This window comes from Streptomyces sp. NPDC042638, assembly GCF_040647235.1.
Classification (GTDB): domain Bacteria; phylum Actinomycetota; class Actinomycetes; order Streptomycetales; family Streptomycetaceae; genus Streptomyces; species Streptomyces rameus.
In genome coordinates this window covers 1-19,978 of sequence record NZ_JBEZBT010000040.1, presented here as the reverse complement: position 1 = coordinate 19,978, position 19,978 = coordinate 1, and the positions used below count along the sequence as shown (strand labels likewise).

The 19,978-nt window shown below is 72.2% G+C and carries 21 protein-coding genes; 7 read left to right on the top strand and 14 right to left on the bottom strand.

Annotated elements, in window-relative coordinates; translation table 11 throughout:
• Nucleotides 1-11: 11 nt before the first annotated feature.
• From AB0B40_RS27025 to leuA, 5 genes are all read right to left on the bottom strand, one after another.
• Complete coding sequence (locus AB0B40_RS27025) at nucleotides 12-935, bottom strand: RNA polymerase sigma-70 factor (RefSeq protein ID WP_345057859.1); 924 nt, start codon at nucleotides 933-935, stop codon at nucleotides 12-14.
• Nucleotides 932-1,297 carry a DoxX family protein gene (locus tag AB0B40_RS27020; protein WP_345058054.1) on the bottom strand — a complete coding sequence of 122 codons (366 nt, stop codon included), beginning with the start codon at nucleotides 1,295-1,297 and terminating at the stop codon, nucleotides 932-934. The genes AB0B40_RS27025 and AB0B40_RS27020 overlap by 4 nt, the downstream gene beginning before the upstream one ends.
• A 75-nt stretch (nucleotides 1,298-1,372) precedes the next feature.
• Nucleotides 1,373-2,554 carry a sialidase family protein gene (locus tag AB0B40_RS27015; protein ID WP_345057862.1) on the bottom strand — a complete coding sequence of 394 codons (1,182 nt, stop codon included), beginning with the start codon at nucleotides 2,552-2,554 and terminating at the stop codon, nucleotides 1,373-1,375.
• A 50-nt stretch (nucleotides 2,555-2,604) separates the two neighbouring features.
• Nucleotides 2,605-3,300, bottom strand: coding sequence for a TerB family tellurite resistance protein (locus tag AB0B40_RS27010; protein WP_345057864.1), 696 nt, complete (start codon nucleotides 3,298-3,300; stop codon nucleotides 2,605-2,607).
• Nucleotides 3,301-3,485: 185 nt separating this feature from the next.
• On the bottom strand, nucleotides 3,486-5,207 hold the full coding sequence (leuA, locus tag AB0B40_RS27005) for a 2-isopropylmalate synthase (protein WP_362266019.1): 1,722 nt from the start codon (nucleotides 5,205-5,207) through the stop codon (nucleotides 3,486-3,488).
• A 334-nt stretch (nucleotides 5,208-5,541) separates the two neighbouring features.
• Between leuA and AB0B40_RS27000 the strand changes: the two genes are divergently transcribed.
• The 3 genes from AB0B40_RS27000 to AB0B40_RS26990 are packed head-to-tail and all read left to right on the top strand — an operon-like array spanning nucleotide 5,542 to nucleotide 8,272.
• The gene (locus tag AB0B40_RS27000; RefSeq protein ID WP_362266017.1) at nucleotides 5,542-6,612 is read left to right on the top strand and encodes a M4 family metallopeptidase; all 1,071 of its coding nucleotides are present in this window, start codon (nucleotides 5,542-5,544) and stop codon (nucleotides 6,610-6,612) included.
• 22 nt (nucleotides 6,613-6,634) lie between these two features.
• A complete protein-coding gene (locus tag AB0B40_RS26995; RefSeq protein WP_362266016.1) occupies nucleotides 6,635-6,901 on the top strand; it encodes a protealysin inhibitor emfourin in 267 nt (88 codons plus the stop codon).
• 57 nt (nucleotides 6,902-6,958) lie between these two features.
• Nucleotides 6,959-8,272, top strand: coding sequence for a GH1 family beta-glucosidase (locus tag AB0B40_RS26990; protein ID WP_345057875.1), 1,314 nt, complete (start codon nucleotides 6,959-6,961; stop codon nucleotides 8,270-8,272).
• 37 nt (nucleotides 8,273-8,309) lie between these two features.
• On the opposite strand, the gene AB0B40_RS26985 is transcribed toward AB0B40_RS26990, so the two are convergent.
• Entirely contained in the window at nucleotides 8,310-9,158 is an 849-nt protein-coding gene (locus AB0B40_RS26985) for an NAD(P)-dependent oxidoreductase (RefSeq protein WP_362266014.1), read from the bottom strand.
• Between the two features lie 123 nt (nucleotides 9,159-9,281).
• On the opposite strand from AB0B40_RS26985, the gene AB0B40_RS26980 reads away from it, so the two are divergent.
• Nucleotides 9,282-10,136, top strand: a complete 855-nt coding sequence (locus AB0B40_RS26980; RefSeq protein WP_345057881.1) for a helix-turn-helix transcriptional regulator — start codon at nucleotides 9,282-9,284, stop codon at nucleotides 10,134-10,136.
• Here the strand turns inward: AB0B40_RS26980 and era are convergent.
• On the bottom strand, nucleotides 10,133-11,086 hold the full coding sequence (gene era, locus AB0B40_RS26975; protein ID WP_345057884.1) for a GTPase Era: 954 nt from the start codon (nucleotides 11,084-11,086) through the stop codon (nucleotides 10,133-10,135). The genes AB0B40_RS26980 and era overlap by 4 nt on opposite strands.
• 152 nt (nucleotides 11,087-11,238) lie before the next feature.
• Here era and AB0B40_RS26970 point away from each other — a divergent pair, with 152 nt between their 5' ends.
• Nucleotides 11,239-12,549, top strand: a complete 1,311-nt coding sequence (locus AB0B40_RS26970; protein WP_345057887.1) for an ammonium transporter — start codon at nucleotides 11,239-11,241, stop codon at nucleotides 12,547-12,549.
• Complete coding sequence (locus AB0B40_RS26965; protein WP_225821224.1) at nucleotides 12,546-12,884, top strand: P-II family nitrogen regulator; 339 nt, start codon at nucleotides 12,546-12,548, stop codon at nucleotides 12,882-12,884. Before AB0B40_RS26970 ends, AB0B40_RS26965 begins: the two co-directional genes overlap by 4 nt.
• Here AB0B40_RS26965 and AB0B40_RS26960 read toward each other — a convergent pair.
• The 5 genes from AB0B40_RS26960 to AB0B40_RS26940 form a co-directional block, all read right to left on the bottom strand.
• The gene (locus AB0B40_RS26960; RefSeq protein WP_362266011.1) at nucleotides 12,778-13,797 is read right to left on the bottom strand and encodes a DUF916 domain-containing protein; all 1,020 of its coding nucleotides are present in this window, start codon (nucleotides 13,795-13,797) and stop codon (nucleotides 12,778-12,780) included. The two genes, AB0B40_RS26965 and AB0B40_RS26960, sit on opposite strands and share 107 nt — an antisense overlap.
• A 103-nt stretch (nucleotides 13,798-13,900) precedes the next feature.
• Nucleotides 13,901-15,229, bottom strand: a complete 1,329-nt coding sequence (locus tag AB0B40_RS26955; protein ID WP_345057897.1) for a beta-xylosidase — start codon at nucleotides 15,227-15,229, stop codon at nucleotides 13,901-13,903.
• Nucleotides 15,230-15,380: 151 nt separating this feature from the next.
• Nucleotides 15,381-15,857 (bottom strand): hypothetical protein, encoded by a 477-nt coding sequence (locus tag AB0B40_RS26950; RefSeq protein ID WP_362266009.1) that lies wholly within the window; start codon nucleotides 15,855-15,857, stop codon nucleotides 15,381-15,383.
• Between the two features lie 200 nt (nucleotides 15,858-16,057).
• Nucleotides 16,058-16,411, bottom strand: a complete 354-nt coding sequence (locus tag AB0B40_RS26945) for a cytidine deaminase (RefSeq protein ID WP_345057902.1) — start codon at nucleotides 16,409-16,411, stop codon at nucleotides 16,058-16,060.
• A 28-nt stretch (nucleotides 16,412-16,439) separates the two neighbouring features.
• Nucleotides 16,440-17,261: a helix-turn-helix transcriptional regulator gene (locus tag AB0B40_RS26940; RefSeq protein WP_345058057.1), complete on the bottom strand. Its 822-nt coding sequence runs from the start codon at nucleotides 17,259-17,261 to the stop codon at nucleotides 16,440-16,442.
• Nucleotides 17,262-17,409: 148 nt separating this feature from the next.
• On the opposite strand from AB0B40_RS26940, the gene AB0B40_RS26935 reads away from it, so the two are divergent.
• Nucleotides 17,410-18,849 carry an MFS transporter gene (locus AB0B40_RS26935; RefSeq protein WP_362266007.1) on the top strand — a complete coding sequence of 480 codons (1,440 nt, stop codon included), beginning with the start codon at nucleotides 17,410-17,412 and terminating at the stop codon, nucleotides 18,847-18,849.
• On the opposite strand, the gene AB0B40_RS26930 is transcribed toward AB0B40_RS26935, so the two are convergent.
• Nucleotides 18,811-19,170, bottom strand: coding sequence for an MmcQ/YjbR family DNA-binding protein (locus AB0B40_RS26930; protein ID WP_345057907.1), 360 nt, complete (start codon nucleotides 19,168-19,170; stop codon nucleotides 18,811-18,813). The two genes, AB0B40_RS26935 and AB0B40_RS26930, sit on opposite strands and share 39 nt — an antisense overlap.
• The coding region (locus AB0B40_RS26925; RefSeq protein ID WP_362266005.1) for a hemolysin family protein at nucleotides 19,167-19,978 on the bottom strand (812 nt) is incomplete at its 5' end. The genes AB0B40_RS26925 and AB0B40_RS26930, both read right to left, overlap by 4 nt.

Here is a 19,978-nt window from a genome sequence, read left to right as displayed (position 1 = left end):
CCGGGGGGCCGTCATCGCGCGGTCCGGCGGGCCCGCCCCAGTTCCCGGTGGACCGCCCAGGCGTCCGCGACCGGGCCCACGTGTCCGAGCTTGTCGGGGTTGGCCACCAGCCGGATCGCCTGGATCCGGCCGTCGAGCACGTCGAGTGTCATGGTGTGCAGCACCTTGCCGTCCCGGTCCCGGAAGACCGCGCCCGGCTGGGCGTTGACCTCGTGCGGCTCGAACGTGACGTCGAGTCCGGCCATCTGGGGGAAGACGGTGCCGAGCACCCGGGAGACGCGCTCGGCGCCCAGGAGGGCCCGGGCCAGCTGGGGTGCCTTGCCGCCGCCGTCGCCGACCATCGACACATCGGCGGCGAGCAGTTCCCGCAGCCCGGCGACGTCACCCTCGCGCAGGGCGTCGAAGAAGCGGGACGCCAGTTCCTCCCGTTCGGTGCGGTCCGCCTCGAAGCGGGGCCGGCCCTCGGTCATGTGGCGCCGTGCCCGTACCACCAGCTGGCGGCAGGCCGCCTCCGAGCGCCCCACCGCAGAGGCGATCTCGGGGAAACCGAAGTCGAACACCTCCCGCAGGACGAAGACCGCCCGCTCCAGCGGGCTGAGCCGTTCGAGCAGCAGCAGGGCCGCCATGGACACCGAGTCGGCCAGCTCCGCCGATCGCGCGGGGTCCTCGTAGGGGTCGGCGAGCAGCGGCTCGGGGAACCACGGCCCGGCGTAGGTCTCGCGGCGGACGCGGGCCGAGCGCAGCACGTCGATGGAGAGCCGGGTGACCGTGGTCGACAGGAACGCCCTGGCCGACCTGGGCTCGGTGGGGGTGGCGGAGTAGCGCAGCCAGGTCTCCTGGACGGCGTCCTCCGCCTCGCTCACACTGCCCAGGATCCGGTACGCGATCGAGAACAGCAGGGGCCGCAGTTCCTGGAACTCCTCGGTCCTGCTCACAGGAAACGCCCCCATGCGATGAACGCGGCAAGTGCCAGATAGACGAGGTTCAGCAGCACGAACGCGGTCTCGCCGCGCCGGCCGTGTGTGATCATCGCACCGGCCATCAACAGGATCCAGCACCCGGCGGTCACCGGCACCAGTACCGGCGCGACGCCGAGCGCGGCGGGCAGGACGAGGCCGGCGGCGGCCAGGAGTTCCAGGATCCCGAGGGCCTTCACGAAGCCGGCGCCGGCGTCCCCGGTCCATCCACCGCCGTGCACGGCGGCCAGTCTCTCCCTGGGCACGAAGGTCTTCGTGACGCCGCCGAGGAGAGCCACCGCAGCGAGCAGTCCGGCGGCGAGCCACAGGACGAGGTTCATCATCCGCTCCTTGATCGAGGAATGTCGCACCCCGTACGACGGGACAGCCGTCCCGCCCGTGACACGCGCCGGCGTCTAGGACAGCCGGATCCTGCGGAACGTCAGGGTCTCGTACGGGCTCTCGGCGCCGGTCTCGTAGAGGACGCCGACCGTGCCGGGGGTGAGCTGGACGAGGTCGGAGTAGGCCGCCGGGCGGCGGGTGAGGGTGCCGAGCCCGGTGAAGGTGCGGCCGGCGTCCGTGCTGTCCCACAGGGCCAGGGCGCGGCGGGCGGTCGGCACGGAGGGCCCGGAGAACAGCAGGGGACCCCAGGGGCCGCGCATCTGCAGGACGCTGCCCTGGACCACGGGGACGGCGTTCAGGGCCGGCTGGGGGGCGTAGGGGCGGTCCAGGGTCCGGCCGCCGTCGCTGGAGTAGGTGTCGAGCCGGTTGCCCGGGGCGGTGCCGTTCTGGTCGCGGGCGCTGAAGTAGACGCGGCCGTCCGGGAGCTGGGCGGCGCTGGTCTCGTTGGCGTTGGTCACGCCGTCGTACCCGCCGTCCACGAAGCCGAGGTGCCAGTGCCGGCCGCCGTCGTCGCTGTAGAGGGCGTGCCCGCCGTAGTACCGGGGCTCCCGCCCGGTGTCGCGGGAGCCGGGGCGCGGGGCCGCGGAGTGGTTGGCGGGGATCACCAGCCGGCCGGAGTGCGGGCCCCGGGTGAGCGCGAGCGCGTGGCCGGGGCCGGTGGCGTACCAGCGCCAGCCCGGCCGCGTCACCTGGGCCGTGATGTCCAGGGGTGCGGTGAAGCGCCTGCCGTCGTCCCAGCTGCGCTGCACGAACACCCGGCGGCCCTGCCCCGGGGCCGCCTCGCCGCGCATGATCTGCGCCTCCGTCACGGTTCCGCCGTTGGCGCAGGTCACCAGGACGACCGCGCCGGTGCGCGGGTCGATGACGGGCGCCGGGTTGCCCCGGGTGTGGCCCCGCCCGGCGGTCACCACCGTCAGCGGGCCCCAGGTGCAGCCGTCGTCGGTGGAGCGGCGCAGGACGACGTCGATGTCACCGGTGTCACCGGCGCCGCCGCGGCGGCCCTCGGCGAAGGCCAGGACGGTGCCGTGCCGGGTCTTGACCACGGCGGGGATGCGGTAGACGGCGTAGCCGCCCTGCCCGGAGACGTACGGCTCGGAGGATCCGCAGCCGCCGGGCGCGGCGTGCGCGGGCATCCGGACGGTGAGCGAGGTGAGGAGCACCAGGCTGGCGAGGAGGGAACGGCTGCGCGGGATCACGCCCTGATGCTGCCCGCGACGGGGGCGCCGCTCTTACTCCGAACGGGTGATCAGGAGGGGGTGCGCGCCGCCGCCAGCAAGCGGGTCACGTCGTCGGCGCAGATGGTGAGGGCCGCGCCGACGGTGGCGAGGGCGTCGCGTTCGGCGGGGGTGTAGGGGCCGTCGGCGAGGGCGATGCGGGCGGCCTGGAGGAGCAGGGACTCGCGGCCGGCCGGGGCCAGGTGCGGGGCGAGCGGGTCCAGGGCCTCGTGCAGCTCTATGGTCAGCCCGGCCCCGCAGGGCTGCTCGAAGAACCGGCCGGTGTCGGCGGCGAGGGCCTCGACGAGGGCGGCCAGCTGGTCCTCGGTGCAGTCGGCGAAGCCGGCCGCGCGGACCGCGGCGGCGGCCGTCTCCAGGGCCGGACGGGAACAGGTGCCGCCCGCGGCGAGCACCGCGAGGGCGACGGTGTGCACGGCGTCGCGGAGCATCGCGGAGAAGCGGCGGGTGGTGGGGTGGTCCAGGACCTCGGTGCCGAAGTGGTGCCGGCAGGCCGCGCACTCCACGACGGGCCCGGTGGCGCCGCGCGGCAGGACGGGCACCCCGAGGAGGGTGAGCCTGCGGCGGCCGGTGAGCCGCTGGTAGTTGCGGTCACCGCCGCAGCCGGGGCAGAAGAACTCGCCGTCCCCGACGGGTGTCCACGCGGTGCGGGTGCCCAGGATGCGCGCAGCCCTGGCGGCACGGCCGTCTCGTCCCCGTACTGGCAGCACGTCGCACCTCCGTAACCGCGCGGCAACATCGCCGCGCTGGCGTGATGTTAGCCACATCACCGAGGTGGAGTCAGTACCCCGTCGGAGACCTTTCCGTGATCTGAGGGGCGCGATGGCCGACAATCGACGGCGCCCTGACCGCCGTGAGCGGCGGTCAGGGCGTCGAAAGGCCCGGTCGGGCGGGGTCAGCGGGTCGCGCGGTTCACCGCGGAGACGACCGCCTTGAGCGAAGCACGCGTCGTGTTCGCGTCGATGCCGATCCCCCACAGGACCTTGCCGTCGATCGCGCATTCGATGTAGGAGGCGGCCTGCGCGGAGGCGCCCTCGCTCATCGTGTGCTCCTGGTAGTCCAGCAGGCGTACGTCGATGCCGATGGACTGCAGGGCGTCGAAGAAGGCCGAGATCGGTCCGTTGCCGGAGCCGGTCAGGACGGTGTCCTCGCCGTCGACGGTGGCCTCGACGGTCAGGGTGTCCACGCCGTCGGTGTCGGTGGTCGACTGGCCGGTCCTCACCTGGATGCGGCCCCAGGGATTGTCCGGGTTCGGCAGGTACTCGTCCTGGAAGACCGCCCAGATCTCCTTCGGCGTGATCTCGCCGCCCTCGGCGTCGGTCTTGGCCTGGATGAGCCGGGAGAACTCGATCTGCATCCGGCGCGGCAGTTCCAGCTTGTGGTCGTTCTTCAGGACGTAGGAGACACCGCCCTTGCCGGACTGCGAGTTGACCCGGATGACGGCCTCGTAGGAGCGGCCGACGTCCTTCGGGTCGATCGGCAGGTACGGCACCGCCCACTCGATGTCGTCGACCGTGACGCCCTTGGCCTTGGCGTCGGCCTCCATGGCGTCGAAGCCCTTCTTGATGGCGTCCTGGTGGGAGCCGGAGAAGGACGTGTAGACCAGGTCGCCCACGTACGGGTGGCGCGGGTGGACCTCCATCTGGTTGCAGTACTCCCACGTACGACGGATCTCGTCGATGTCGGAGAAGTCGATCTGCGGGTCGACGCCCTGGGAGAAGAGATTCATGCCCAGCGTGACCAGGTCGACGTTGCCGGTGCGCTCGCCCTGCCCGAACAGGCAGCCCTCGATGCGGTCGGCGCCGGCCATCAGGGCCAGCTCGGCCGCCGCCACGGCCGTACCGCGGTCGTTGTGCGGGTGGACGGACAGGCAGACGTACTCACGGCGGGAGAGGTTGCGGTGCATCCACTCGAAGCGGTCCGCGTGCGTGGACGGGGTCGAACGCTCCACGGTGGCGGGCAGGTTGAGGATGATCTCGCGGCCCGGGCCGGGCTGGTAGACGTCCATGACCGCCTCGCAGACCTCCAGCGCGAAGTCCAGCTCGGTGTCGGTGAAGATCTCGGGGCTGTACTGGTAGCCGAAGTCCGTCTCCGGGCCGAGCAGTTTCTCGGCGTACTCCATCACCAGGCGGGTGCCGTCGACGGCGATCTGCTTGATGTCGTCCTTGGAGCCGCGGAACACCACCCGGCGGAAGACGGGGGCCGTGGCGTTGTACAGGTGGACGGTGGCCCGCCTGGCGCCCTTCAGGGACTCCACCGTCCGCTCGATCAGGTCCTCGCGGGCCTGGGTCAGCACGGAGATGGTGACGTCGTCCGGGATCGCGCCCTCTTCCTCGATGATCGAGCGCACGAAGTCGAAGTCGGTCTGGCCGGAGGCGGGGAAGCCGACCTCGATCTCCTTGTAGCCCATCTTGACCAGCTGGTCGAACATCCGGCGCTTGCGCTCGGGCGACATGGGGTCGATCAGGGACTGGTTGCCGTCACGCAGGTCGGTGGAGAGCCAGCGGGGCGCGGTGGTGATCCGCTTGCCGGGCCAGGTGCGGTCCGGGATGTCGACCTGCTCGTAGCGGCCGTACTTGTGGATCGGCATGGGGCTGGGCTGCTGGCGGTTGGCCATGATGCGTAAGGCTCCTCAGAGTGTCCGGAAGGACGGCCGACGACGCAACGCCAAGCTCCGCGGGGAGGGAGTCGGCCTCGACTACAGGCCCTCGCCGCGGCAGCTAAGAAGAAGCAGCCCGAAACGCATGATGCTCCGCAGCCTAGCCGAGCCGCTCCGGGGTGCGCGGGCCTGTCCCAGTATGCGGGACCGTGCGGCAAAAGGGGACAAAAAGTGCGCCGCCCCACATCGCTCTACCACATCGTCACGGAGCGTCGCGCTCCGTGTCCTGGTATTTCACCAATCATGGTGGCAGGTAGTGACACCTGGGTCACGCAGTGCGATGGTGCCGGACATGACGACCAACGGGGGCTTCGAGCCCGTCTTCTGCACGATCGTGCCGCCGCACGTCCTCGACAGGCTCGCCCGCCACGAGGACCCCGCACTCTCCGGCCCGGCCCGCCGGTCCCTGGAGCACGACGCCTACCAGCGCACCAAGCGCCGGCTGACCACGGTGATCGGCGCACCCTCCGTCGCCCCGCCCGCGGGCGCCGCCGCCGACCGGCCGCACCGCACGGTCTACGACGCCGGGCACACCCAGGACCTGCCCGGCACCAAGGTCCGCGAGGAGGGCTCCGAGCCCGGCTCCGACGCCACCGTCAACCGGGCCTACGCGGGTCTCGGCGCCACCTTCGAGCTGTACCTGAAGGCGTACGGCCGGCACTCCATCGACGACAGCGGGCTCCCCCTCGACGCCACGGTGCACTTCGGCGAGGGCTACGACAACGCCTTCTGGAACGGCGAGCAGATGGTGTTCGGCGACGGCGACAACGAGATCTTCCTCGACTTCACCATCCCGGTCGACGTCATCGGCCACGAGCTGACCCACGGCGTCACCCAGCACACCGCCAACCTGACCTACTTCGGGCAGCCCGGTGCGCTCAACGAGTCGGTCTCCGACGTCTTCGGCTCGCTGATCAAGCAGTACACGCTGGGCCAGACCGCCGCCGAGGCCGACTGGCTGATCGGCGCCGGGCTCCTCGCCCCGCGCGTCACCGGCACCGCCCTGCGCTCGATGAAGGCCCCGGGCACGGCGTACGACGACGACGTCCTCGGCAAGGACCCGCAGCCGGCGACGATGGAGGACTACGTCCGCACCGGCCGCGACAACGGCGGGGTGCACATCAACTCCGGCATCCCCAACCACGCCTTCTACCTGGCCGCCACCGCCCTCGGCGGCCACGCCTGGGAGAAGGCCGGGCAGATCTGGTACGACGTGCTCACCGGCGGCGAGCTGAAGAAGGACGCCCTCTTCGCCGACTTCGCCACACTGACGGTGAAGGCGACCCGGGAGCGGTACGGCGCCGGGGACGAACTCCGGGCCGTGCAGAAGGCGTGGGAACAGGTGGGGGTGCGGACTCTGTAGTTCCGTACTAGACATCGGACCCATGCGGATTCGAGTACGACGCACAGGCGGTTTCGCGGGCATCGAGCGCCGGGCCGAGGTGGACACCTCGGGCCGGCCCGACGCCCACGAGTGGCAGACCCTGGCCGAAGAGGTCCTCACGTGCGGCCGGGGCACGCCTCCGGCAGGCGTCCCGGACGGCTTCGGCTACGAGATCACGGTGGACGGCCGCACGGTGTACACGGCGGACCCCCGGCTGACGGAGACGGAAAGGGAGTTGGTGTCACGGGTGCTGAAGGAGGGGGCGTGAGGACCGTTCCCCTCCGGGGCGTTGACTTCTGTTACCGGGGGTACGGATGATCCGCCCATGGCGACTGACGCAGGCACCGAGATCCCCCGGTTCCCGGCCGGCTTCCTGTGGGGCGTGTCGACCTCCGCCCATCAGATCGAGGGGGCGGCCGAGGAGCGGGAGGCGTCCGTGTGGGACGTGTTCACGGCCGAGCCCGGGCGGGTGAAGGACGGCTCGACTGCGGCGGTGGCCTGTGACCACTACCACCGCTACGCCGAGGACGTGGCCCTGCTCGCCGGTCTGGGCGTGGACGCGTACCGCTTCTCGGTCTCCTGGCCCCGGGTGAACTCCCCCGGCGGCCTGGACTTCTACGACCGTCTGGTGGACGAGCTGTGCGCGGCCGGCGTACGCCCCGTCCCCACCCTCTTCCACTGGGACCTGCCCGCCTCGCTGGACTGGCTGGAACGGGACACCGCGGCCCGGTTCGCCGACTACGTGACGGCCGTCGCCGCGCGGCTCGGCGACCGCGTCGGCACCTGGATCACGCTGAACGAGCCCGCCGAGCACACCCTGCTGGGGCACGCGATCGGCGCCCACGCCCCCGGCGGGCGGCTGCTCTTCGACGCCCTCCCGGTCGCCCACCACCAGCTCCTCGCGCACGGCCTCGCGGTACGGGCGCTGCGCGCGGCCGGCGCCACGGACATCGGGATCGCCAACTCCCACGGCCCCACCTGGCCCGCCTCCGGGGAACCGGCCGACGTGGAGGCGGCGGGCTTCTACGACCTCCTGCTCAACCGGCTGTTCGCCGAGCCGGTCATCCTCGGCGCCTACCCGGACGGCATGGGCGAGCTGATGCCCGGGGACGTGCCGGAGGACCTGCTGGTCATCGCCGAGCCGGTCGACTGGTACGGCGTCAACTACTACGCGCCCTCCCTGGTGGGCGCTCCCGGCAGCGGCGGCGGGGAGTACGGCGGGCTCGCCCTCCCCGCCGGACTCCCCTTCTCGGTGCGGGAGATCCGGGACCGCCCGGTGACCGACTTCGGCTGGCCGGTCGTACCGGAGGGGCTCACCGAACTGCTCACCGGCTTCCGCGACCGCTACGGCGACCGGCTCCCGCCCGTCGTCATCACCGAGAACGGCTGCTCCTACGAGGGCGTCGACGACCAGGACCGCATCACCTACCTGGACGCCCACATCCGGGCCCTGCACCGGGCGGTCGAGGCCGGGGTCGACGTGCGCGGCTACTTCGTGTGGTCCCTGATGGACAACTTCGAGTGGGCGGAGGGCTACGCCCGCCGGTTCGGCCTGGTGCACGTGGACCGCACGACGCTCGCCCGCACGCCCAAGTCCTCCTACCACTGGTTCCGGGAGCTGCTGCGGGCGCAGAGATGACCACCCGCCGCGCGGGCGGACCGAGGGGCGGAGTGCGTCAGAGGGCTCCGGCGTCGCGGGCGGACCACAGGGTCGGGAACAGCGGCCGGTAGCCCAGCTCGCGGCGGATGCGGTCGGTGGACGCGATCGCGTACCAGGGGTCGGGGTCGGGGCCGTCCGCCGGCGGCTCCATGCCGAGGAGCTGGTGGACTTCCAGGAGGGTGACGGGGGCGTCGTCGGCGATGTTGTAGGCGCGGCCGGCCGCACCGGGGGCGTACAGCAGGCGCAGCAGGCCCTGGGCGACGTCGGCGACGTGCGCGAGCTGGAAGAAGCGCTTGGCGGCGGGCCAGCCGGCGGTCTGCGGCAGGGCGTTGACCAGGTGCGGGTCGCCGTCGCCGTAGACGAAGCCGAGGCGGCCCACCCGGACGTCCAGCCCGTCCAGCGCCAGCAGCCCGCGCTCGGCCTCCGCCTTGGACCGCGGGTACGCCGTCCACAGCGGTCCTCCCGGCACGGTGGGGTCGTCCTCCACCAGTGGCCGGCCGCGCCCGGCGCCGTACACCAGGACGGTGCTGGCCTGCACGAACCGGCGTACCCCGGAGGCGACGGCCGCCCGGCCCAGCTCCAGCGCGGCGTCCCGGTTGACGGCCCACACCTCCTCGTCGGGCACGCCCCGGAAGGACGCCGCGATGTTGACGACGGCGTCCGCTCCGGCGAGCGCCTTGCCGAGGACCTCCGTGTCGCGCAGGTCGCCGACGACCACCTCGGCGCCGCGGTCGGCGAGGGCGGCGGCACGGCTCTCGTCGCGGACGATCACCCGGATCCGCTCGTCGGGCCGGGCCTGGGCGAGCAGCCGGGGGACGAAGCCGCGTCCCACCTGTCCGGTGGCGCCGGTGATCAGGGTCAGCATGGCTGTTTTCCTCTCGTTCGGTGCTCCCACCCTCGGCCGGTGCCGGCGGGGGCGGGAGAGACCTCCTGATCGGGGGACCGGCAGTCCCTGGATAAGTGCGCCGGTCCGGCGCAGCCTGGAGGGGTGAACCGAACGGAACTCGCCGACTTCCTGCGCCGTGGCCGTGCCCGTCTGGAGCCCTCCGACGTGGGCCTCGCGCCCGGCGCCCGCCGCCGTACGCCCGGACTGCGCCGGGAGGAGGTGGCGTTGCTGGCCGGGATGTCCGTGGACTACTACACGCGCCTGGAGCAGAGCCGTGGCCCGCGCCCCTCCCGCCAGATGCTGACGGCGCTGGCCCGTGCGCTGCGGCTGACCGACGACGAGCGGGACCATCTCTTCCACCTGGTGGGCGAGCAGCCGCCGCGCCGGGACCCGGCCTCGGCCCACGTCCGGCCCGGGCTGCTGCTGGTGCTGGACCGGGTGTACGACTCACCGGCCCAGGTGGTGACGGACTGCGGCACGGTGCTCGCGCAGAACGCGCTGGCCCGGGCCCTGATCGGCGACGTGCTCGCCCGCCCGCCGCGGGAGCGGAACCTGACCCGGCGGTTCTTCCTGGACCCCGCCGCCCGCGAGCTGTTCCCGCCGGAGGACCACCCGGCGCGGGCCCGCGACCATGTGGCCCACCTGCGCGCGGTGGCGGCGGCCCGTCCCGACGACCCGGAACCGGCCGCCCTGGTGGCCGAACTGCGCGCGGCGAGCGAGGAGTTCGCCCGGCTCTGGGACACCCACGAGGTGTCCCTGCGCCACCCGGCCACGAAACGGTTCCTGCACCCGGTGGTGGGTCTGCTGGAAGTGGACTGCGAGGTCCTGCTGAGCCACGAGGACCACCACCACCTCGTCCTGCACACGGCCCGCCCGGGCACGGAGTCCCACGACAGGCTGCAGCTGCTGCGGGTGGTGGGTCTGCAGGACATGGCTCCGCGGGGAGCCGTCGGCTAGAAGCCCAGCTTGCGCAGCTGCTTGGGGTCCCGCTGCCAGTCCTTCGCCACCTTCACGTGGAGGTCGAGGAAGACGGGGGTGCCGAGCAGGGCCTCGATCTGCTTGCGGGACTTGATGCCGACCTCCTTCAGGCGCTTGCCCTTGGGGCCGATGATGATGCCCTTCTGGCTGGGGCGCTCGATGTAGACGTTGGCGTGGATGTCCAGCAGCGGCTTGTCCGCCGGCCGGTCCTCGCGCGGGAGCATCTCCTCCACGACCACGGCGATCGAGTGCGGCAGCTCGTCCCGGACGCCCTCCAGCGCGGCCTCGCGGATCAGCTCCGCGATCATGACCTGCTCGGGCTCGTCCGTGAGGTCGCCCTCCGGGTAGAGGGCCGGCCCCTCGGGCAGCAGCGGGATCAGCAGGTCGGCCAGCAGGTCCACCTGCTTGGCCCCCTCCGCCGACACCGGCACGATCTCCGCCCACTCGATGCCCAGCTCCTTGCCCAGCTGGTCGATGGCGATCAGCTGTTCGGCGAGGGCCTTGGAGTCGACGAGGTCGGTCTTCGTCACGATGGCGACCTTCGGGGACTTCTTGATCCCGGCCAGTTCCTTGGCGATGAACCGGTCACCGGGGCCGATCTTCTCGTTCGCCGGCAGGCAGAAGCCGATCACGTCGACCTCGGCCCACGTCGTGCGCACGACGTCGTTGAGCCGCTCGCCGAGCAGGGTGCGCGGTTTGTGCAGCCCGGGCGTGTCCACCAGGATCAGCTGGGCGTCGGGCCGGTGCACGATGCCGCGGACCGTGTGCCGCGTGGTCTGCGGCTGGTTCGCGGTGATCGCCACCTTCTGCCCGACCAGAGCGTTCGTGAGGGTGGACTTGCCCGCGTTGGGGCGGCCCACGAAGCAGGCGAAGCCGGCGCGGTGGACGGTCTCGGCCGGCTGCTCGGATGACGGGGTGCGAACGCTCATGGCGTTCATTGTCCCTGATCCACGGAGGTCCGCCGTACCGCACGCTTCCGGTGACCCTCAGGCGATGAAACGTCACGGAAACACACCCGTAGGCGGCCGGAAACGCACACCCGTGACCCTCTGACGCAGCCCCCGCACCGTTGGAGACGCCCGTGACCCTCGCCGCAGCCCACGTCGACACCGGCGACACCGCCTGGCTGCTCGCCGCGACCGCCCTCGTCCTGCTGATGACGCCGGGCCTGGCCCTGTTCTACGGCGGCATGGTCCGCACGAAGAGCGTCCTGAACATGCTGATGATGAGCTTCGTGTCGATCGCCCTGGTCACGGTGGTGTGGCTGGCGGCCGGTTACTCCCTCGCCTTCGGGGACGACATCGGCGGCGGGCTGATCGGCGGGCTCGGGCACGCCGGCATGCGCGGCCTCGGCCCGGACAGCGTCCACGGCACGGTCCCCACCCTCCTCTTCGCCACCTTCCAGCTGACCTTCGCGGTCATCACCGCCGCGCTGGTCAGCGGCGCGGTCGCCGACCGGACGAAGTTCTCGGCCTGGCTGGTGTTCGTCCCCCTCTGGGCGCTCCTCGTATACGTTCCGGTGACGCACTGGGTGTGGGGGCCGGGCGGCTGGATTCTCGACGGGCTCGGCGCGCTGGACTTCGCCGGCGGTCTGCCGGTCGAGATCACCTCCGGCGCCTCCGGTCTCGCCCTGTGCCTCGTCCTCGGCCCCCGCCTGGGCTTCAAGAAGGACGCCATGCGCCCGCACAACCTGCCGATGGTGATCCTCGGCGCCGGTCTGCTCTGGTTCGGCTGGTTCGGCTTCAACGCGGGCTCGGCGCTCGGCGCGAACGGCCTGGCCGCCGCCGCGTTCCTCAACACCCTGGCCGCCGGCTGCACCGGGCTGCTCGGCTGGCTCTTCGTGGAGCAGCGGCGCGACGGCCACCCCACCACCCTGGGTGCCGCCTCCGGCGCGGTGGCCGGCCTGGTCGCGATCACCCCGTCCTGCGGCACGGTCTCCCTGCTCGGCGCGCTCGTCGTGGGCCTCGCCGCCGGTGTCGTCTGCTCCTACGCCGTGAGCTGGAAGTTCAGGCTGAACTACGACGACTCCCTGGACGTCGTCGGTGTGCACCTGGTCGGCGGGATCATCGGCACCGTGCTGATCGGCCTGTTCGCCGACAAGGCGATGACCGGCGGCACGCAGGGTCTGCTGTACGGCGGCGGGCTCGCCCCACTCGGCAGGCAGCTGCTCGCCGTGGCGGCCGTGGCCGGGTACGCCTTCGCGGTGACGTACGGGCTCGGCAGGCTGATCGGCAGGGTGCTGGGCTTCCGGGCGAGTGAGGAGCAGGAGCACACCGGACTGGACCTGACGGTGCATGCCGAGACGGCATACGATCACGGCGTCCTGGGCCACGGCGCCCCGGTCAGCTCGTCCGTCCTCTCCCCCGCCCAGAAGGGCAAGAGCCAGGCATGAAGCTCATCACCGCGATCGTCAAGCCGTACCGTCTGGACGAGGTCAAGACCGCCCTGCAGGAGCTGGGGGTGCACGGTCTGACCGTGACCGAGGCGAGCGGCTACGGCCGGCAGCGCGGCCACACCGAGGTGTACCGGGGGGCCGAGTACCGGGTCGACCTGGTGCCGAAGGTGCGTATCGAGGTCGTGGTGGAGGACGCCGTGGCGGAGGACGTGATCGACGCGATCGTCAGGGCCGCGCAGACGGGGAAGATCGGGGACGGGAAGGTGTGGTCCGTCCCCGTGGAGACGGTCGTGCGGGTGCGGACCGGCGAGCGCGGACCCGACGCGCTCTGACCAGCAGCGCCCCGGCCAGCGCGGCGGCGGCGAACACCAGCAGCACCGGCAGCCAGGGCAGCGCGAGGAAGGATGCGCTCGCCGACTGGCGGGTGTCCCGGGCGCGGGCGGTGAGCGTCACCTCGCCCCGGTCGAACTGGGGCGCTCCGGGCCAGGTCTCGGTGAGCCGCACCCGCTGGCCCGGCAGCAGTTCGGCGGGCACGCGGGTGAGGTCCCGGTCGAGCAGCGTCCGGCCGAACAGCCCGCGCGCCGTCAGTCGCACCCTGGGGGCGAGGGTGACGTTCCCGGTGTTGCGCAGGGTGTAGGAGACGGTCGCCGTGCTGTCGCCGAGGCCGGGGAGCAGCGGCTGGTGGTGGCTGATGTGCACGTGCTCCACGGAGAGCGCGGTCAGTGCGGGTCCGCCGACGCGGAGGTAGACGCGGGCGCCGACGGCCCGCTGCACGCCGAGCGCGAGTCCGCCGCCGCCCCGGTCGACCCGCTCGTCCAGGGCCACGAGGGCGCCAGGGTGGTCGCCGGGCCCGGCTCCGTCGGGGACGCGCAGGGTGAAGGGCACGGTGACGGTCCGGTGGGCGGGCACGGTGATCCGGGACTTCGCGGGCTTGGCCCAGGCGCCGACCCCGCGCATGCGTTCCCGGACGGTCCGCACGGCGAATCCGCCGTCCCGGGCGGTGTTGTAGGCGTCGGCCGCGTACAGCCGGAAGGTGAGCGGCCGGCCGGTCCTGTTCTGGACGGCGACCTTGTCGGTGAGGGTCTGGCCGGGTTCGGCGGCGAGGGTGAAGTAGGGCCGCGCGGCGGTCTGCGAGGCGACCGGGTAGACGGCCCAGCTGCCGTTGTCGGCGGCGTGGGCGGGGACTTCGGCGCCTGCGAGGAGCAGGGCGAGAAGGCTCAGCAGGAGGACGTACGGCTTGCGCACGGGTGCGGACCCCCCATGGGCTCGGGCGGGCGGCGGCGGTCGGGCGGATGCGGCCCCGGTCGTACGGCGGGGCGCCCGGCCACCGGTGGCGGGGTGCGGTCGGTCAGGTGAGGGTGAGGGTCAGGACGGCGGAGTACGCGCCCGGGGGCGTGAACGCCGGTACGTCCAGGGAGAGGCCGGCGCCGACGGTGAACTCGCCGCCGGTGAGCGTGCCGTTCGGGGTGGACGCGAGAGTCGCTCCCGAGGTGCCCACGGTGCCCGCCGAACCGGCCTGGCAGGTGCTGGGGCTGCCCGCCTTGGTCGCGCAGTCCGGCGTCCAGCTCAGCGCGCCCGCGTCGATCTTGGCGCCGGGGCCGGTGAAGTCGGTGACCTTGCCGGTCAGGGACCAGCCCGCGGGGCCGCCGCGGAAGTCCTTGACGGTCACCGTGTTCAGGCTGCCGGTGGAGGCCCCGCCCTGGCCGAAGTCGACCGCCGACAGGGCGACGGAGTCCCCGGCCTGGGACATGGACAGGGTGCCCGCCTTGACGGTGGTGGTCAGCTTCTGGCTGCCGTCCGGGACGGGCGTGGTGTCGTTGACGACGTAGGCCGCGGGACCGGCGCCCTTGTCCGCGTTCCAGGAGCCGCCCTCGTAGGCCACGATCCCGGTCGTCGTCCTGTCGTTGACGACGAGGGAGCCGCTGAAGGAACCCTGGGCGTTCGCGGTCACGGTCGCGGTGTCCGCGGTCTGGGTGTCGCCGGCCCGCCCGGCCAGGGTCACGGTCGCGCCCGGGGTGAAGTGCGACCCGCTGACGGTGACCCCGGCACCGGCGTCACCGGAGGCGGAACTCAGCGAGATGGCGCGGGTGTTGGCCGGGGTGCCGTCGGTCGCGGTGATGGTCTGCGAGGCCGGGGCGGGCGGGGAGATGACCGTGCAGGGGGTGTCCAGCTCCAGGATGTAGCTGGTGTGGATGTTGTAGTCGCCCGGCGAGAGGGTGATCCGCCCGGCCTTGGTGACGGTGAAGGTGCCGGTCATGGAGAAGGACGGGAAGGCGGCCTTCCCCGGCACCGGCGGGTTCTTCTTCGGTCCGGCGACGGTGACGCCCCCGGTCTGGGCGCCGCCGAGGGTGACCTTGCCGGTGGGGGTCATGATGTCGGCCGGCAGGGCCAGGTCGGTGGGGTTGCTGGCGGCGGCGGTGACCACGGTGTACGTCACGGTGACCGTGTCGCCGACCTTGGGAGTGGTGTTGTCCACCGACACGTTCGCGGTGGTGGTGCCGTCGATCGGCGGGATGCCGGCGACGGCGGGCGGAATGCAGTGCGTGGCGAAGTCCACGTTCGTGCCGGCGGCGCCGGCCGGACAGGCCAGCGCTCCGCCCGCGGTGACCGCGAGGGCGGTCGCCCCGAGCAGTGACGCCCAGCGCCACCGTCGGGCTCTTCGGGGTGTCGGACCCATGGGCCCCCTCCTGAGGGTTGCTGGCGCAGCGGCTCGTCTGCGCCGACAGGGGGCATTGATGTGGAGCGGGGGTGAGAAGTCAATGGAGATGCCGCAGAAAGCTGACGGTTCATCAGTTTCTGCGGCATCCGGAACAGATCGCTCGGTCCCGTCAGCTGAAGACGAACGGGCCGGGCGACTGCTTCGCCGTCGCCGTACAGGTCACGGTGACGCCGAAGATCACCATCTTCAGCGAGCCGCCGTAGGCGTCCAGGATGGCGCCGGAGGTGACGGTGCCGGGGAGCGGGCCGACGCTGACCGGGGAGCCCGCGCTCATGGCCGGGTTCTTCGTGCCGCTGAACACGACGGTGCCGCCGCTGGCCTTGGCCATGGTGAGCGTGGAGCTGATCGAGTCCTTGGCCACCGCGACCGGCGTGGTGATCGCGGACGAGGTGAGGGTGAGGGTGGCCGAGGTGCCGCTCTGGGTGGCGGTGAGCGTGGCCGCACCACCGCCGAAGATGCCGCAGCTCGCGTTGATGGTCGCCGTCTGGGGAGTGACGGCGGCCGCGGTGGGCGCGAAGGCGAGTCCGGTGACCGCGAGGGCCCCGGCGGCCAGAGCCGCACCTGTTGCCGTGCGCTTGCCTCTCATGGGGATCCGCTTCCCTTTCCGTGTGGGGGGGTGCCATGTGGCGACGCCGACGGACGGGGAGGCCTGAGCAGGCGGGTGCGGCACACTGCACGGCGGTGCGGATCTGACGGTCCGTCGGAACCTATGGCCCATTGACCCGCGACACGGAGGACCCAACAAGGTTGAATTCCAGCCGACCTTCTGTTCGGTTCGACGCCCGCTCAGCCGGCGGTGACCGTGACCCGCACACTCCCGTCGGGCCCGGCGAGCAGTACCGGCGTCCGAGCGCCCCCCAGGTCGGCGACGGCGGCCCGGTCCTCGTCCCGCACCGACTCCGCCTCGCTCACCACCGCCGCCGCCTCCAGGGACGTGGCACCGGACGCCACCGCCATGGCGACGGCCGTGCGCAGCGCGCTCAGCTTCAGCGACGCGAGCTCCACCGACCCGGCGGCATACGTACGCCCGGTGTCGTCCCGTACGGCCGCCCCCTCGGGCACACCGTTGCGGGCCCGCACGGAACGGGCCAGGGTCACGATCTTGCGGTCCTCGGGGTCAAGCCCGCTGCTCTCAGTCATGCCCAGAGCATACGAAGCCCTCGCGCCGTCATCCCGCCACGGGGTACATCGCGCCCCGCCGCCCCTCGGGGGAGGCCAGCCACTCCAGCTTCGCCGCGGTGTTCGCCTCGTCCAGCGGGGTGTGCAGCACGATCAGCAGGTCGGGCCGGGCCGGCACCTTCATCGCGGTCGACTCCACCACCAGCAGCCCGGCCGCCGGATGGTTCAGCTCCTTGCGGATCTGCCCCTGGTCCTCGATGTCCCGCTGCGCCCACATCTGCCGGAACTCGGCGCTGGCCGCGCTGACCTCGGCGAGCACCGACTGGAACCCCTCGTCGTCCGGCCGGGCCGCGCACGCGGCCCGGAACTGCGCCACGACCGTGCGCGCGTTCCGCTCCCAGCTGTTGCTGCGCGACCGGTACAGCGGATCGACGAAGAAGTCGACCAGGCAGTTCTGCGTGCTCCCCGGCCGCATCCCGAGCACGATGGCCGCCGCGTCGTTGTACATCACGCAGTTGTAGTACAGGTCCATGATGTGCGCCGGGTACGGCATCCAGGTGTCGATCAGCCGTCGCAGCCCGTCGCACATGTCCCGCCTCCCCGGGGCCACCTCGGGCGTGGGCGGGTTCAGCCCGGCCAGCAGGTACAGGTGCCGGCGTTCGGCGTCGCTGAGCCGGAGCACCCGGGCGACGGCGTCGAGGACCTGGGGGGAGACGGAGATGTCCCGTCCCTGCTCCAGCCACTGGTACCAGGAGGCGCCCACGCCGGCGAGCACGGCGACCTCCTCACGGCGCAGTCCGGGCGTACGGCGCCGGCCCCCGCCGACCGGCAGTCCGGCGTCCTCGGGACTGACCCGGGCCCGCCGGCTCATCAGGAACTCGCGCAGCTCGTTGTGCCGTTCGCTCCTCGTCGCCCCCACAGCAGGCACGTACCGCTCCTCCCCCGTCGTCTCTGGTGGTACCACCACCACCATAAGTTCCGACTCCCCAGGATTGTTCCGGCGGCCACAAGCTCTTGCCATGGCGATCGACACCACCACCCAACCCACCGCCCCCGCGGGCGAATCGCTCGGCACCCCCCGGCTGTCGACGCGCGACAAGCTCGTCCTGTTCGTCCTGTGCGCGGCCCAGTTCATGGTCGCGCTGGACTTCTCCGTCCTCAACGTCGCCCTGCCCGTTCTCGGGAGCGACCTCGGCATGAGCCAGTCCGCCCTGCAGTGGGCGGTCACCGCGTTCGCGCTGCCCTCCGGCGGCTTCCTGCTCCTGTTCGGCCGCATCGGCGACCTGTACGGCCGCCGCAGACTGTTCCTGATCGGTCTGGCCCTGTTCGGCGCGGCCTCGCTGCTGGCGACGCTGGCCTGGGACCCGGCGTCCTTCCTGGCCGGACGCGCGCTGCAGGGCCTCGGCGCGGCGGCGATCGTGCCGACCGGCATGTCCCTGCTGACCACCACCTTCCCGGAGGGCCCGGCCCGGGACCGCGCCCTCGGCATCTCCGGCACGCTGCTGTCGCTGGGCTTCACCATCGGCATGGTCGCGGGCGGCGTACTCACCGACACGCTGGGCTGGCGCTCCACGATGGCCCTGCTCACGGTGTTCGCGCTGATCGTCCTGCCGCTGGCGCCCGGCCTGCTGCCGGAGTCCCGCACCCCCCAGCGCCCGCGGCTGGACATCCCCGGAGCGGTCACCGTCACCACCGGTCTGCTGTCGCTGATCTACGCCCTGTCCACGGCCGCCGACCACGGCTTCGGCCACACGGACGTCATCACCACGCTGGTCGCCGGCCTGCTGCTGCTGACCGCGTTCACCGTGATCGAGTCCCGTTCGGCGGCCCCCCTCGTCTCGCTGCCCATGCTGCGCCGCCGCACGGTGGCCTGGGGCAATCTGGGCGGTCTGGTCACCTTCTCGATGATGTCGACGGTGGTCTTCGTGCTGACCCTGTACCTCCAGGAGGTCCTGCGTCTGTCGGCCTTCGAGACCGGGCTGGTCTTCGGCGTCCAGGGCGTCCTGTCGGCCGTCGCCGGCACCCTCGCGGCCAGGGTCATCGGCCGTTTCGGCGCCCGCCGCACCCTGGTGGGCTCGCTGGCCGGCCAGGGCACGCTGGTGGCGACCCTGGTCCTGCTGAACGCCCACGTCTGGTCGGTGTGGCTCGCCACCGCCGCGGTGTCCCTGGCGAGCATGTGCCACCTGGGCGCGATCATCTCGTACGGGCTCACCGTGACCTCCGGGGTCCCCGACGAGGAGCAGGGCCTGGCCACCGGCCTGGTGACCTCCACCCAGCAGGTCGGTATCACGGTCGGCATCCCGCTGCTGGGCGTGCTGGCAACCACCTCGGACGACCTGCTGGCCGGGGCGCACACGGTCCTCGCCCTGGACGCGGGCGTGGTCCTCGTGGCGGCCGTCCTGATCGGTCTGGGACTCAGGTCACGGACGGTCGAGGCGCAGCCGCTCGGCGCGCGGTAGACCGGCGACGACCAGGTCGTACGAGTCCTCGATCAGCTCCCGGACCAGCCGGTCCGGGAGCCGGCCGTCCACCGTCACGGTGTTCCAGTGCCGTTTGTTCATGTGCCAGCCGGGGACGATCAGCCCCTCGTGCTCGCCGCGCAGCCGGATCGCGTCCTCCGGATCGCACTTGAGGTTGACCGTCAGGGGCCGCGCGTTCAGGTCGGTCAGGGCGAACATCTTGCCCAGCACCTTGAAGACCGAGGTCTCCGGGTTGAACGGGAAGTCCTCCACCACGGCGTTGAAGGACAGGCAGAAGGCCCGCAGCTCCTTCGGGGTCACTCCGGTTCGGCCTCCTCGGCGACGGGCATGGGCACCGGCTCCACCAGAACGGTGACGATCTTGTTCCGGCGGCCGGCGGCGGCCTCCGCCGTCAGCTCCAGCCGGCGCCCGTCGGGCAGTTCGACCTCGGCGGAGGCACCGGCGATCGGCACCCGGCCGAGCGCCTTGGCGAGCAGGCCGCCGACGGTCTCCACGTCCTCGTCGTCGTACTCCTCCAGCCCGTACAGTTCGCCGAGGTCGGTGATGTCCAGGCGGGCCGTGACCCGGAAGCGGTCGTCGCCGAGGTCCTCCACGGGCGGGAGCTCCCGGTCGTACTCGTCGGTGATCTCGCCGACGATCTCCTCCAGGATGTCCTCGATGGTGACGATCCCGGCGGTGCCGCCGTACTCGTCGATGACGACGGCGACGTGGTTGCGTTCCTTCTGCATCTCGCGCAGCAGGTCGCCGGCGTTCTTGGTGTCGGGTACGAACACGGCCGGGCGCATGGCCGTGGACACCAGGTCGCCCTCCGCCTCACGGCTGATGTGTGTCTTGCGGACCAGGTCCTTCAGGTACACGATCCCGACGATGTCGTCCTCGCTCTCGCCGGTGACCGGGATGCGGGAGAACCCGGAGCGCAGGGCGAGGGTGAGGGCCTGGCGGATGGTCTTGTACCGCTCGATGACGACCAGGTCGGTCCGCGGGACCATCACCTCGCGCACCAGCGTGTCGCCCAGCTCGAAGACCGAGTGCACCATCCGGCGCTCCTCGTCCTCGATCAGGGACTCCTTCTCGGCGAGGTCGACCAGCGCGCGCAGCTCCGCCTCGG